The 13,961-nt window shown below is 71.5% G+C and carries 8 protein-coding genes; 3 read left to right on the top strand and 5 right to left on the bottom strand.

The features are described 5' to 3' along the window. Positions 1–4: 4 nt before the first annotated feature. The gene (locus tag GV015_RS10560; protein ID WP_159878268.1) at positions 5–1,135 is read right to left on the bottom strand and encodes a PDZ domain-containing protein; all 1,131 of its coding nucleotides are present in this window, start codon (positions 1,133–1,135) and stop codon (positions 5–7) included. 165 nt (positions 1,136–1,300) lie between these two features. On the opposite strand from GV015_RS10560, the gene GV015_RS10555 reads away from it, so the two are divergent. Both GV015_RS10555 and GV015_RS10550 read left to right on the top strand, forming a co-directional pair. After that, positions 1,301–2,653: a zinc-dependent metalloprotease gene (locus GV015_RS10555; protein WP_082916189.1), complete on the top strand. Its 1,353-nt coding sequence runs from the start codon at positions 1,301–1,303 to the stop codon at positions 2,651–2,653. Between the two features lie 87 nt (positions 2,654–2,740). Beyond that, complete coding sequence (locus GV015_RS10550) at positions 2,741–3,610, top strand: TOMM precursor leader peptide-binding protein (RefSeq protein WP_137241948.1); 870 nt, start codon at positions 2,741–2,743, stop codon at positions 3,608–3,610. Here GV015_RS10550 and GV015_RS10545 read toward each other — a convergent pair. Both GV015_RS10545 and nudC read right to left on the bottom strand, forming a co-directional pair. After that, positions 3,498–5,231, bottom strand: coding sequence for an ATP-dependent helicase (locus tag GV015_RS10545; protein WP_159878266.1), 1,734 nt, complete (start codon positions 5,229–5,231; stop codon positions 3,498–3,500). The genes GV015_RS10550 and GV015_RS10545 overlap by 113 nt on opposite strands. A gap of 25 nt (positions 5,232–5,256) precedes the next feature. Further along, positions 5,257–6,195, bottom strand: a complete 939-nt coding sequence (gene nudC / locus GV015_RS10540; RefSeq protein WP_159878264.1) for an NAD(+) diphosphatase — start codon at positions 6,193–6,195, stop codon at positions 5,257–5,259. Between the two features lie 63 nt (positions 6,196–6,258). Between nudC and GV015_RS10535 the strand changes: the two genes are divergently transcribed. After that, entirely contained in the window at positions 6,259–7,518 is a 1,260-nt protein-coding gene (locus GV015_RS10535; RefSeq protein WP_159878262.1) for a phosphotransferase, read from the top strand. Here the strand turns inward: GV015_RS10535 and GV015_RS10530 are convergent. Further along, positions 7,428–10,736: an ATP-dependent DNA helicase gene (locus tag GV015_RS10530; protein ID WP_236555400.1), complete on the bottom strand. Its 3,309-nt coding sequence runs from the start codon at positions 10,734–10,736 to the stop codon at positions 7,428–7,430. The genes GV015_RS10535 and GV015_RS10530 overlap by 91 nt on opposite strands. Continuing rightward, the gene (locus tag GV015_RS10525; protein WP_159878260.1) at positions 10,700–13,885 is read right to left on the bottom strand and encodes a UrvD/REP family ATP-dependent DNA helicase; all 3,186 of its coding nucleotides are present in this window, start codon (positions 13,883–13,885) and stop codon (positions 10,700–10,702) included. The genes GV015_RS10530 and GV015_RS10525 overlap by 37 nt, the downstream gene beginning before the upstream one ends. Between the last annotated feature and the right edge of the window lie 76 nt (positions 13,886–13,961).

Here is a 13,961-nt window from a genome sequence, read left to right as displayed (position 1 = left end):
GTGGTCAACCGGCCGAGCAGGTGGGCAGCTTGCTCGTGTCGGCTCCGTCCGCGATGGCCTTGAGCGCTGTGAGCGAATCGTCGAGGGTCTTCACGGCGAAGACCGTCAAGCCGTCGGGGACGTGTCCGGCGACCTCGTCGCAGTTGCTCTCCGGTGCCAGGAACCACTCGGCCCCGGCGTCCTTCGCGCCGAACAGCTTCTGCCGGATGCCGCCGATCGCGCCGACGTTCCCGTCGGCGTCGATCGTCCCGGTACCGGCGACGTCCTTCCCGCCGTTGAGCTCACCCGGGGTGAGCAGGTCGATCATGCCGAGCGCGAACATCATGCCGGCGCTCGGGCCGCCGACGTTGTCGAGCTGGATGGTGATGTCGACGGGGAGGTCGTAGGTGGTCTTGGTACCGATGCCGATCACGGTCGAGGTCGTCCCGTCGGACGCGGTCGCGGTCGTCGGCGTGATCTCGACGGTGCTCGCCACTCCCCCACGCACGATGTCGAGCGTGACCGGCTTGTCCGTACCGTTGGCGTTGATCGCGTCCCGCAGGCCGGCCAGGCCGGTCACGGGCGTGCCGTCGACCGCGACGATCTCGTCGTCGAGCCGCAGCACCCCCTGCGCGGGCGCACCCTCAGCGATCTGTGCCACCACGATGTGCTCGGGAACCTCGTACCCGAGCTCGCGCAACGCCGCCGCGACCGAGTCCTGCTGCGAGTCGACCATGAGGGTCGCGTTCTGCTCGTCGCGCTGCTCGGTCGTGACGCCGGGCGGGAAGTAGAGGTCCATCGGCACGACGGCGCGGCTCGGGTCGAACCAGGCCGAGACGATGTCGAGCCAGCCCGGGCTCCGTTGCGGATTCCCGACCAGCTGGACCGTCAACATGTCGAGCGTGCCGCCGGTGTCGTAGGTCTGCTCGTCGTGCACCTCGATGAGCGGGACGTCGCCGTCGTCACCCTCGGTCGTACCCAGCACGTTGAACACGGGACCCGGCTGTTCGATGACGTACGGTGCGGGAACCGCCGACAGCACGCCGAGGAGGACGAGCGAGAGGCTGAGCACGATCCAACCGAACCGAGCGCGACGATTGCGCCCCTGACCGGTCGGTGCCGAAGCGGTGGGAGCCTCATCGGCGAAGAGCGACATGCAAGCCTTCCGGAGTGTTCGCGGTGGGCGGAAACCCGACCAACCATACCCCGGCGATTCTTCAGCGAGGTGCGACTAGCGTAGAAGGCCCAGCACCGAGCTATCTGAGAGGCGGCTGACGTGCCAGAGGATTCCGACAAGAGTCCGGAGGACGAGTTCCGCGACATGCTCCGCGAGCTCCTCTCCGGCAACGGTTCGTTCGACCCGAGCCAGCTCGCCGGCGCCGCCGGCCTTCCCAGCGATCCGGCCAGTCTCGCTGCGCTCATGTCGCAGCTCCAGGGCGCACTCCGCTCCGGTGGCGACGGCATCAACTGGGACACCTCGCTCCAGCAGGCGAAGACCATCGCCGGGGACGGCTCCCAGGACACGACGCCCGAGCAGCGTGCGGCGTTCGAGCAGGCGTTCCACATCGCCTCCCTGTGGCTCGCCGACGTCACCGACGTGGCCGAGCTGTCGAGCGAACCGGCCCTGTACACGAGGACGCGCTGGGCCACGAAGACGATGCCGTTCTGGACGCAGCTCGCCGAGCCGGTGGCCACGAACATCGCGAACGCCCTGACCGGCGTGCTCACGGAACGCGCGCCCGAGGAGCTGTCGAGCATGATCGCGAACGCCGGACAGCTCGTCCGCGGCATCGGCGGCACGCTCTTCGCGATGCAGCTCGGACAGGTCGTCGGTCAGCTCTCCAAGGAGGTCGTCTCCGGCGGCGACATCGGCATCCCACTGCTCGACGACAACGAGGCCGCCCTGGTGCCCCAGAACGTCGCCGACTTCGGCGAGGGTCTCGACATCCCGGCGGATCAGGTCCAGATCTACCTCGCGGTCCGTGAACTCGCGCACGCACGACTCTTCCGCCACGCCCGCTGGCTCCGCCTGCACCTCATCTCCTCGATCACCGACTTCGCACGCGGCATCCGGATCGACACCGAGCGACTCGAGGAGCTCGCCGAGAGCTTCGACCCGTCGAACCCCGAGGAACTCCGAGAGGCCATGACGAGCGGTGCGCTCATCCCCGCCCGAACCGAGGCGCAGGACGCGAGCCTCGCCCGACTCGAGACGACGCTCGCCCTCATCGAGGGCTGGGTCGACGTGGTCACCGCGGCAGCCACCGAGCGTCTCCCCCGCTCCGCGGCCATCGCGGAGACCGTCCGCCGACGCCGCGCCGCCGGTGGGCCGGCCGAACAGGCCTTGGGCGCGCTCGTGGGACTCGAGCTGCGACCCCGCCGGCTGCGCGAGGCTGCGCAGATGTGGCAGCAGGTCACCGACGCCGTCGGTACCGCGCAGCGCGACGCCCTGTGGTCGCACCCCGACCTCGTGCCGACCGCAGCCGACATCGACGCCCCGGAGGCGCTCATCGCGCGCCTCGAAGCTGAGGCCAGGGGTGAGCGTCCCGAGCAGGACGAGATGGATCTCGCGCTCGAAGACCTCCTCCGTGGCGAGGAACGCGGCGACCAGCACGACGACGAGCCCGGTTCGGAGCCCTCCGGCCCGAACGGTGCCGGCGGCCCCCCGGTCTGATCCACGGCGACGCTCCACAGCTCGTCCTTCCGGGCGGGCTGTGGAGAGTGCCGACGCGACCGGTCGTCGACCCGCCATCATCGATGGATGACGACGCGCCTCGATCCCAGGAGACCGCTGCTCTGGCGAACCCCGCACAGCCTGCAGGTGGGAGTCGATGAAGCGGTCGTGCTCGACAGCGTCCGGACCGAGACCGAGCAGGTCGTCGCGGCACTGCGTGCCGGCTTCCCGGCTCTGGTCGAACGACGACTCGCGGACGCCTTCGACATCCCAGCCCACGAGATCGATCGCGTCCTCTCGACGCTCGACCCGGTGATCGAGCACGGCGGCCCCACCTCCGGCCCCGCCGTGACGCACCGGGTCGTCGTGGACGGCGCGAGCCTGGCGGCCGAGCTCCTCCGACGCCTCCTCTCCGAGCAGGAGGCGGTCGCACTCCTGCCACCGGAGTCCGGGTCGACCGGAGCCGGGTCGCACCCTGGCCGGGTCGACGTCGCCGTCCTCGTCGCCGACTTCGTCATCCCGCCGAGTCGGTACACGCGGTGGCTGCGCGACGACGTCCCGCACCTGCCGGTCGTGTTCAGCGATCGTGTCGTTCGGATCGGGCCGTTCGTGACACCCGGCTCAGGGCCGTGCCTGCACTGCGTCGAGCTGCACCGCACCGACGACGATCCGGCCTGGCCGGCCGTCGCCTCCCAGCTTCTCGGGCACCGCTCGCCACTCGACACCCAGCTCCTCGGTGCGGAGGTCGCGACCCGCGTGACCCGTCTGGTGCTCCGACACCTCGACGCGTCCCAGCCCATCCTCGCGAGCACCCAGCTGGTGGTCGACGCCGCGACCGGTGGGGTCAGGCGCCGCGTCGTCCGGGAGCACTCGAGGTGCGCATGCCGAGCTCTGCCAGGAATCGCGACGGCTCGCGACGACCACCGCGTTGCTGCGTCTCGGACCAGGACAGGTTGAGCAGCCGCTTGGCGCGCGTGATGCCGACGTAGAGGAGCCTCCGTTCCTCGTCCGCCTGCTCGAACTGTTTCGCGTAGGAGATCGGCAGATAGCCCTCGGAGAGCCCGATGAGGTGCACGGCCTCCCACTCGAGGCCCTTCGCCGAGTGCAGGGTCGCCAGCGTGACCGCCTCGACCGTCGGCTCGTGCTGCGCGGCCTGCCGCAGTTGCAGCTCATCCGTGAAGGCGCGGAACGAGGTCCCCTCCGGCGCCTGGTCGACGAGCCCCATGATCGCGTTGAGCGACTCCCAGCGGTCGCGCACCGCGCCGCCGCCGTCGGGCGGGTCCTGGCTCCAGCCGAGCGACCGGAGCACGTCGCTCACGGACTTGAACAGGGGCTCACCACTGATCGAGACGGAGGCAGCGCGGAGCTGGAGCAGGGCCTGCCGTACCTCGGGCAGCTCGAAGAAGCGCTTGGAGCCGTGCATGACGTAGGGGATGCCGGCTTCGCCGAGGGCCGTCTCCAACGCCGCCGCCTGGACGTTGATCCGGTAGAGCACGGCGATCTCCGAGGCCGGGACGCCCGCCTGCAGCTGCACGAGGATCTCCGAGGCGACGCCTCTCGCCTCGGACAGCTCGTTCGGGTACTGCCGCAGGCCGACCGCTGGCGTCTCAGGGCGTGCGGTCTGGGTGACCTCGTCGTCGCGTGCGGTGGCCGCTGAGAGGTGCAACGCCCCCGGGCGCCCCCGCATGAGCGTGTTCGCCGCGGCCACGACCGGCGGGGCGGAGCGGTAGTTGCGCTCGAGCCGGACGACCGTGGCGTCGTGGTACCTGGTCGGGAAGTCGAGCAGGTAGTCGGAACGGGCACCGGCGAAGGAGTAGATGGTCTGGCTCGCGTCGCCGACGACGCACACGTCCCGTCGACCGCCCAGCCAGAGTTCGAGGAGTCGGTGCTGCAGCGGCGAGACGTCCTGGTACTCGTCCACGACGAAGAAGCGGTACTGCTCGTGCACCTGCATGGCGACGGCGGGCTCGGTCTCGATCATGCCGGCGCAGGCGAGCAGGACGTCCTCGAAGTCGATGCGTCGGCGCTCGTCCTTCAACTGCTCGTAGGTCTCCTGGAGCGAGACGACCTGCTCGAGGGACAGCTTGGCCGGCAGCGGCCGATTCGACGCCGCATACTGCTCGAGGGTCAGGCCGGACACCTTGCGCCATTCGATCTCGCCTGCCACGTCGCGCAGGGTCGCGGTGTCGACCCGCAACCGGAGCCGTTCGGCTGCGTGCCCGAGCACCCGGCCCTTGCTCTCGACGAGCGCAGGCACCTGTCCGCCGACGACCTGGGGCCAGAAGAAGTTCAGCTGCGAGAGCGCGGAGGCGTGGAAGGTCCTGGCCGAGACGCCCTCGGCTCCGAGCGCCCGGAGCCGACCACGCAGTTCAGCAGCGGCGCGGCTGGTGAAGGTGAGCGCCATGACGCGCGACGCCGTGTAGGTCCCGGTCGCGACCCCGTAGGCGATGCGATGGGTGATCGCGCGGGTCTTGCCCGTGCCTGCGCCGGCGAGCATGCACACGGGTCCGCGGAGCGCCTCCGCTGCGACGGCCTGGTCGGGGTCGAGTCCGGCCAGCAGTTCGGCCGGACTGCTCATCGGGGCCCCTCGGTGGTGCCGCGCCTCATCGAGACCAGGATCCGCGAAGCCACTCGTCGATCACGGCTCGTGCGATCGACGACGGTCCGGGGAGGATGACGTCGGTGGCCGGGTCCTCGAGTTCCTCCCGCGTGAACCACCGGAGGTCGAGGATCTCCTGGCCGTCCGGGACGAGCGCCTCCGGATCCTGATCCTCCGCGAGCGGGGCGACGAAGCCGAGCATGAGCGAGCGCGGGAACGGCCACGGCTGCGAACCGAGGTAGACGGGAGTGCCGAGACGCATCCCCGACTCCTCGAAGATCTCGCGGGCGACAGCTTGCTCGAGAGACTCGCCGGCATCGACGTAGCCGGCCAGCAGTGAATACCGGTTGTGCTCCCACATCGCGTTCGACCCGAGCAGGATCCGTCCCTGAGGATCGACGACCGCGACGATGACCGCGGGATCCATGCGCGGGAAGAGTTCGTTGCCGTCGACCGGGCAGTGTCGTGCCCAGCCGGCGTTGCGGACGGTGGTCGGCGAGCCGCAGTGCGCACAGAACGGCTCGGCTCGGTGCCACCCGGCGATCGCCAGCGACGTCGCCAGGATCCCGACGTCGCGGTCGGACAGCCGGTGTCCGCTCCGGCGGAGGTCGAACCAGCGGTTCTCATCCTCGGTGATCGCGTCGGCATCGGCGTCGGCGAGGACCCACAGCAGGATGTCGGTGCCCGGTGGTGTTTCCGGGGTGTCCTCGACGGTGCTTCCGAGGTAGACCATGAGCTCCGGCTCGGGCAGGTCCGAGGGATCCAGGAGGTCGAGCGCGTCGCCGGTCACGAGTGCGCGCCGGCCGCGGAGGACGACGGCTCGGGCGTTCGGATCGACCCGCAGTCCGTCGAGCACGTCCGGTCGTGAACGGAGCTCGCCGTGACGGTCGAGTCCGCCTCTCGCAAGCGGTAGACCGGCGAGTGCGCGAACCTGAATCGTCATGGACAACCTCTCTGAGGGCGTGGCGAGCGCGGCTCACCGGGACGGCCCCGTACCCTGGATGTCATGGCCAGATCCCATCTCACTCTAGCCGCGTTGGCCACCTCGGCCGTCGCCGACCTCCAGGTCCGCGGGTCCGGCGCGCACACCGCCGGCGGCGAGGGGAACTACGACGCGGCCCGTCTCGTGACGGCTGACGGGCACGAGCTCATCGTGCGCATCCCGACCTCACAGCAGGCCGAGACGGAGCAGTCCGCGGACCTCATCGCCCTGCGCGCACTCACGCCCGGTATCCGCAGCAGGTTGCCCTTCGACGCCCCGACCGTCGTGGGCCAACTGCCCGTCGACGGCACTCGCGCCGTGGTGCTCGACTTCGTGGCCGGCAGTCACCTCGACCCGACCGCGCTCGGCCGCGACGAGGTCCTCTCGGACTCGCTCGGTGCCGCGGTCGCCGCGATCCACTCCCTCCCGACGGCCTTCATCGCGGAAGCGGGCCTCCCGCTGCTGTCCACCGAGCTCATCCGGGCGGACGCACACCGCATCGTGTCCCGCGCCGCCGAGACGAGGCTTCTCCCGACCGCCGTCCGGGAGCGCTGGCAGGCGGCCGTCGAGGACCACTCACTCTGGCAGTTCCAGCCCACCGTCATCCACGGATCCCTCGCCGCCGACCGGGTGCTCGTCATCCGTCAGGACGGCCACGGCCTGGTCAACGGCGTCATCGAGTGGGGCTCGCTGCGGGTCGGCGACCCGGCCCTCGACCTCCACTGGATCGCGACGCTCGGCGCGACCGGCGAGCAGGCGCTGTCCGCCTACGCGGCCTCGTGCTCCCGCGGACCCGACCGCTTCGTCACGCTCCGCGCCCGCCTGTACGCGGAACTCGAGATCGCCCGCTGGCTCCTGCACGGTCGCGACAGCCACGACGAGACCATCGTCGAGGACGCCGTCGCGATGCTCGACGGGCTCGTCGACCGCGTGCTCGGCGACGTGACGGACCCCCTCGGCACCACGACCGGACCCGTCCTCGACGTCGACGAGGTCGAGGACCTGCTCGACCGCACGCCGATCGGCTCGTCCTCCCCCGGCATCGCCATGCAGACCGACACCTATGACCGGTCAGAGCTCGAGCGCGCCCTCGGCCGCGATCCCGGCGGCTCGGGCGATGACGACACCGACGACGGTGAGGCCGACGACGATCGCGACCACGCTGGAACCGACGCGGACGCGAACGCCACGGATCAGATCGACACCTCGTCGTTCGAGCTCTGGGACTCGGCGGCCTCCCCGAAGGACCGCTCCCACTCCGACAGGAGCTCCTCCTCCGAGTAGAGGCGTTCCGGCCGGAGCTGCACGTCGTGGCTCACGTAGTAGAGCACGGCGTCGATGCGCTCGGCGTCGACCTCCCGGTGGTGCGCGTACGCCAGACGGTAGAGCGCGAGCTGGAACGAGGCGTTCCGCACGTCCTCCGGCGTCGTGGGTACCGCGCCGGTCTTCCAGTCGACGATCTCGAACCGGTCCCCGCGCTCGAACACCGCGTCGAGCTTGCAGACCACCACTCGTCCGGTGTCGCCGAGCGGCACGTGGATCTCGGTCTCGACCTCGATCGGTCGGACGTCCGCCCATTCCGAGGCGAGGAACCGCTCGGTGAGCTCGTCGAACCCGATCCCCTCCGACGCGTCCGGCCCCGGGCGTTCGACGTCGAGCTCCTCGGGGAGCGCGTCGACCAGCTCCTGCAATCCGAAGCGTCCGTAGTGCGCCTCGACCCACGAATGGAACCGGGTCCCGAGGCGGGTCTGCCGGTAGGGCCGCTGCGGGACGGGGCGACGCAGACGTTCGAGTGCGGCCTCCGGTTCCGTGACGAACTCCTTGAACTTGGACGCGGGGATGCGCACGGGGAGCTCACCGCGCGCCGTCGTCGTCGCGGCACGGCGTCGTTCCTCGAGGAGCAGCGTCAGCTCGTTCTCGAGGGGGCCGAGGGTCGCCAGCAGCTCGGCCTCGGGCCGTCCGCGCCGCTGGTCGACCTCGGCCGCCGCCCGCTCGACGACGCTCCGACGCGCGCCGAGCGGATCGAGTGGCCAGTCGAGGACCGCAGCACCGGAGTCGACCGGGTTCTCCTCGAAGGCGGAGGCTGCGGGGAGCGGTGCGATGACGCCTGCCGCGGCCAGCTCCAGGAGGTAGGTGCTCGCAGCACGGGGCCGCTTGCGATCGCCCGACCAGAACGAGCCGGTGAGCAGGAGGTCGTGCTTGGCGCGGGTCACCGCCACATACGCGAGCCGGCGTTCCTCGTCGAGCGCGCGTTCGCCGAGCGCCTCCGAGAAGGCGAGCTGAGCGTCGACGACCTCCTTCCGCGTCTCGGCCGTCCGCCAGGCGAACTCCGGCAGCTCCGCCGCGTCGCCTCGGAAGTCGTACGGCAGTGTCCCGAGACGCACCCAGCCTTTGCCGTCCTTCGGCTTGGCTGGCAGTTCGTCGACCACGAGCCGCGGGATCGCGACATGATCCCACTCGAGGCCCTTCGAACCGTGGATGGTGAGCAATTGGACCGCACCCTGGTCGGGTGCGTCGCTCGCCGGTCCGAGGTCGTCTCGGGCGAGCGATCGGTCGATCCACGCCAGCAGGCTGCCGAGCGTCACCTGCTCCTCCGCCTGGATGAACGAGATGACCTCGTCGTGGAAGGCCTGCAGTCTGGCCGGAGCGCGCGCCGCGGAGCCGGTCGACTCGTTCGCGACGACCTCGATGTCGAGCCGCAACTCGCGCTCGACCGCTCTGACGAGATCGGGGAGGCCGCTGCCCGCACGACGCCGCAGGGAGGCGAACACCAGTCCGGCCTCCCGGAGACGCGAACGCGCCTCGTCGGTGAACCCTGCGGCGAGGCCCGCCGGCACGCGGTCCGCGGCGATGAAGTCGAGCGCGTCAATGATCGACCGCCCGTCGTCGTCGGCGACCGACTCACGGAGCCGGGCGGCCAGTTCGGCGTCGTACCGCTTCGTCTTCCAGTCGATGGCCTGCAGGTACCGGGCCACCTCCACGAGGTGCCCGAGGTCGTGCACGCCGATCCGCCAGCGAGGCCCGCTCAAGAGTCTGATGAGCGAGGACCCGGCACCGGGATCGTGGACGACCCGCAGTGCCGCCGTCACGTCGACGATCTCCGGCGAGGAGAGCAGACCGCCGAGGCCGAGGATGTGGTGGGGGACGCCGAGCGCCGCGAGGCCGTCGGCGAACTCCTGCATCGGTCGACGCGCCCGGAACAGGATCGCGGCCGAACCGGCCGGATCTCCCCCGCGTTCGGCGAGCAAGCGGTCCGCGCACCACTCGGCGACCACCCGGATCTCCTCGGCACCGGTCTCGGGGAACTCGACGGCGAGGGAGCCGGCCCCGGCGCCGGGCTTCGGCTCGAGGTCGAGGACTCGCAGCTTCCCCGCCGTCTGCGCCTGCTGCTGCAACGGGCGGACGAGGACGTTCGCGGCTTCGAGGACCGTGCGGTCGTTCCGCCAACTCGTGGACAGGTTGAACTGGGTGGCGGCGACCTCCCGACCGAAGTCGCGTGAGAACCGTGCGAGGTTCGCCGCGCTCGCGCCGCGCCAGCCGTAGATGGACTGGTGCGGGTCGCCGACCGCCATGACGGGGTGGTCGGCGAACAGGGTCGACAGCAGTCTGGTCTGCACGACCGAGGTGTCCTGGTACTCGTCGAGCAGGACGACGCCCGCGCGATCGCGTGCGACGGCGGCGACCTTCGGCGAACGTTCGCAGGCGGCGAGCGCGAGGGCGACCTGATCGGAGAACTCGACGAGTCCCTGCCGGCGCTTCTCGTCGGCGTACCGGTGCGCGAGGTCGAGCAGGACCGGCAGGGCACCCACGACCTCGACGGCCTGGTCGATCTGCGCGTACGCCCCGCGACCACCGTCGGGGAGCTCGCCGATGCCGACGAACCGTTCCACGAAGCCGAGCAGCTCCTCGGGGGTGCCGTCGATCTCGGCGAGCTCGTGACTCAGCGAGAGGACGAGCTCGGCCACCTGGTCGACGGACTTGCCGAGGGTGGCGAGCCGTTCGTCTCCGTGTCGGACCACGACGCGCCTCGCGAGTCGCCAGGCGGACGCCTCGGACAGCAGGACCGACTCGGGCTCACGGCCCACCAGGAGGGCGTTGTCGCGGAACAGGGCGTTCGCATAGGCGTTGTAGGTGGACACCTCGGGACGGTCGAAGAGCGCGTCGGCCGCGGGATCCAGGATCCCGATGTCCTGCAGGGCGGCGATCCGCTTGCCGATCCGTGCCGCCAGCTCACCCGCGGCCTTCCTGGTGAAGGTGAGCCCCAGGATCCCGTCGACGTTCACGTGCCGGTTGGCGAGCAGCCACACGACGCGTGAAGCCATGGTCTCGGTCTTCCCGCTCCCGGCACCGGCGACGACGAGTACGGGCGCCATGGGGGCCTCGATGACCTCGACCTGCTGCGCCGTCGGTTGCGGGAGGCCGAGCAGGCCGGCGAGCATCTCGGCCGAGTAGGTCTCCTCCGTGCTCACGAGCTCACCGCCGGGACGACGTGGATGGCGCACTCGCCGAACGCGAACGGGTCGTGGCAGTGGGTCCCGACGCGGGCCTCGAACACCGCGCCGGCCATGCCGACCGCGTCCGCCAGAACACGCTCGCGGAAGCGCTCGAGGGCTTCGTCGTCGAAGGCGGGCTGGGCCGGGTCGTAGTACTCCTTGCGCTTCGTGCCGGCCGACACGACGATGAGCTTCGCGCCACCGCTCAGCAGCCCCTCCGTACCGGTGATCGCACCGGACGCCAGCGCGAGCTGGTAGGCACCGAGCTGCGCCATGTCGGCGACCTCCCGGTCCTGTCTGGGCGCCGAGCCGCCGGTCTTGAGGTCGGCGATCACCACGCGCCGCGTCCCGTCGGCGTCGGGCACGAGTTCGACGCGGTCGATCGAGCCGCCGAGCACGGCCGCGCCGCCCAACTCTCCGATGGGGATGCGGAGGCTGAACCGGCTCTCGTTGCCGATCGAGGTCACTCCTGCGCGCTCCGCGTCGTGGAGGTACGCGGACAGCCGGTGGACGAGTTCCGCCGCACGCCGTTTCGTCGCCGCGCCCTCCCAGTCCGCTTCGAAGTGGAGTTCGTCCCAGCGGTCCTCCACCGCCGCCCAGAGCGCGGCCTCGTCGGAGGACTCCGCGTGTTCGAGCGCGGCGTGCACGATCGTGCCGAGCCCGGAGGCGAACCCGGAGGCACCGCCGCCCAGTCGGGCGATCGCCCAGTGCAGCGGGCACTCCTCGAAAGCCTCCATGCGGGACGGGGAGACCGGCAGCTCCTCGACGGCGGGGTCGTGGAGCGGTGCCGTCGAGCTCGGTGCGGCCACGCCGTACCACTCCTCGGTCGGAGCGCCGGGGACTCCCGCTGTCGCGAGGATGGCCAGGGCCGAGGCGGACGCGGCACGCTCGGCCGGGTCCGCGGGGCGGATCCGGCGGGTGAGCGAGCGACGCAGGGTGCCGACGAGCCCCCGGAGCGACAGGGGCGACAGGGACGCCCGGTGCGGATCGGGTTCGGGGAGCAGCGTGAGGAACGGGCTCGCCTGGTGGTCGTCGTCGACGACCGCGACCCCCATGAGCGACCGGTGCGCACGGGAGGTCGCCTGGGCGAAGAGTCGGAGCTCGTCGTGGAGGACCGCGCGCCGTGCGTCCGCCGTCGCCGTGGCCGTGCCCTCCAGCAGTTCCACGAGCTCCGACGCGCCGAGCAGAGAGTCGCGGACCCGCAGGTTGGGCCACACGCCGTCCTGCATGCCGGCGACGACGACCGTGTCGAACGCGGTCCCGACCAGGGCGGCGGGCGTCGCGATCGTGACCGCCTCCCGGAGGCCCGTCGGCGCGAGGGAGTCGTCGCCGACCGTCTGTTCGAGCAGGCGGTCGAGGAAGACGGAGGCCGGGGTGTCGGGCTCCGCCTCGACGAAGGTACGTGCCGCATCGGCCAGCTGGGTGATCGCGTCGAGGTCGCGGTTCGCCTCCTCGGCGGCCTGACCGCTGCCCTTCGACAGCGAGACCCAGGAACGCTCGAGTCTGCTCCGCGACCAGAGGCCGTAGACGAGCTCCTCGGCCGAAGCGCCCGCCGCCGCCTGCGCGCTCGCCTCGGCGAGGCTGTCGGCAAGTGAGCGGGCGCGGGCGGCGGAGGGCGTCTCGAGTCCGATGAGTGCACCGGGGACGGCGAACGCCTCTTCCAGCAGGCGGTCCGCGCTGCGGTCGAGGCCCTCAGCGAGATCGGCGTGCCGGAGCGCGGCCCGCAGTCGCCTGACCCCGATCGAGTCCAGTCCACCGAGCGCGCTGTGGAGGAGTTCGGTCACGACCTCGGCGTCGAGCGGCGTCCGCCCGAGTGCCACCGACATGGCGAGGAGGACCGACCTGACGAACGGGTGGTCGCGCAGCGGTGCTCCGCCGGTGCTCGCCCGGGTGGGCACCTCGAGGGAGGACAAGCCCCGTTCGATCGCCGGGATCAGCCCGCCGCTGCGGACGACCACCGCCATGTCGGCCCACGCGACGCCGTCGAGGACGTGGCGCTCGCGGAGGAAGCGTGCGACGACCGCGATCTGCTCGGCCGGGGAACCGGCCGCCACGGTGACGACGGAGTGCTCGGGGGCCTCCGCGTCGTCGACCGGTGGCGCGGCCGTGCGATGGAGGCCGGCGCCGGCCGTGCCGATGCGCTCGGCGACACCGCGGACGGTCGCCCGGATGTCCGGTGTCCCGCGGTGGACCTGCCCGAGGACGAGCGTGTCCACCGGGCGACCGAGCACCTCGGCGAACCGCCCGAGGGCGTCGGCTCGGGCACCGTGGAAGGCACCCGTCGTGAGGTCGGGGTCGCCGAACGCGACGATCGTGACCCCGTGTCGGGCGAGCGCGGCGAACAGCTGCAGGACGCCGTGGGTCGCCTCCTGGGCGTCGTCCACGAAGACCACCCGCAGGCTGCCGAGCACGCCCGTTCCCGGTTCCTGGTCGTCGAGGAGCCGGACGGCGCGGGCGAGGGCCGCCGCGGGCGTGAGATGTCCGCGCCAGTCGTCGGCGAGGAACCCCTCGATGAAGCCCGCGGACGCGACCCACTCGGGACGCCCGTGCTCCGTACCGAGCCGACGCAGCTCGGCAGGCGCGACGTCGTGTTCGACGCTGCGTTCCATGAGGTTCCGGAGCTCGGTGCGGAACCCCTGCAGGCGCCTGACCTCGGGACCGAGCTCGGCGGGCCACAGCGGACCGGTCGCGTCCTGTTCGTCGCCGAGGAGTCGCTCTGCGATGGTCTGGTCCTGCTCGCCGCCCGTCAGCAACCGCGGTCGTCCTGAACCGGCGAACGCCCCGGAGCCCGCGATGACCTCGAGCGCGAGGGAGATGGCGGTGCGCGCCAGGGATCCGGGTGTGGCGCGCGCGACCCGTGCCTCGAGGCGGTCGCGGAGGACCTGCGCCGACGACCGGGAGGAGGCGATGACGAGCACCTCGTCGGTACGCAGACCGCGCGAGTGCACGCGTTCCGCGACCGCTTCGATGAGCGTCGTGGTCTTGCCCGTGCCGGGAGCCCCGAGCACGACGGCGGACCGGTCGTCCGCGAGCCGCAGCACGGCCTCCTGCGAGTCGTCGACCCGGACGCACGTGCCGACAGCCGGGCCGCCGACGGGCGCGCGGTCCGCGTCACGGACCGCACCCGTCGGATCGTCGGAGGCGTCGGGAACCGTCATGGTCCGCACGTTACCGGAGCCTCCCGACATCGCCGCGACGGCCGACCGGCGTTCCGCTGTTCGCTGACAGCAGCCG

The sequence above is a fragment of the Plantibacter sp. T3 genome (assembly GCF_902506515.1).
Classification (GTDB): Bacteria; Actinomycetota; Actinomycetes; order Actinomycetales; family Microbacteriaceae; genus Plantibacter; species Plantibacter auratus.
The sequence above is the reverse complement of the archived record's forward strand: the minus strand, read 5'-3'. Positions and strand labels throughout refer to the sequence as shown.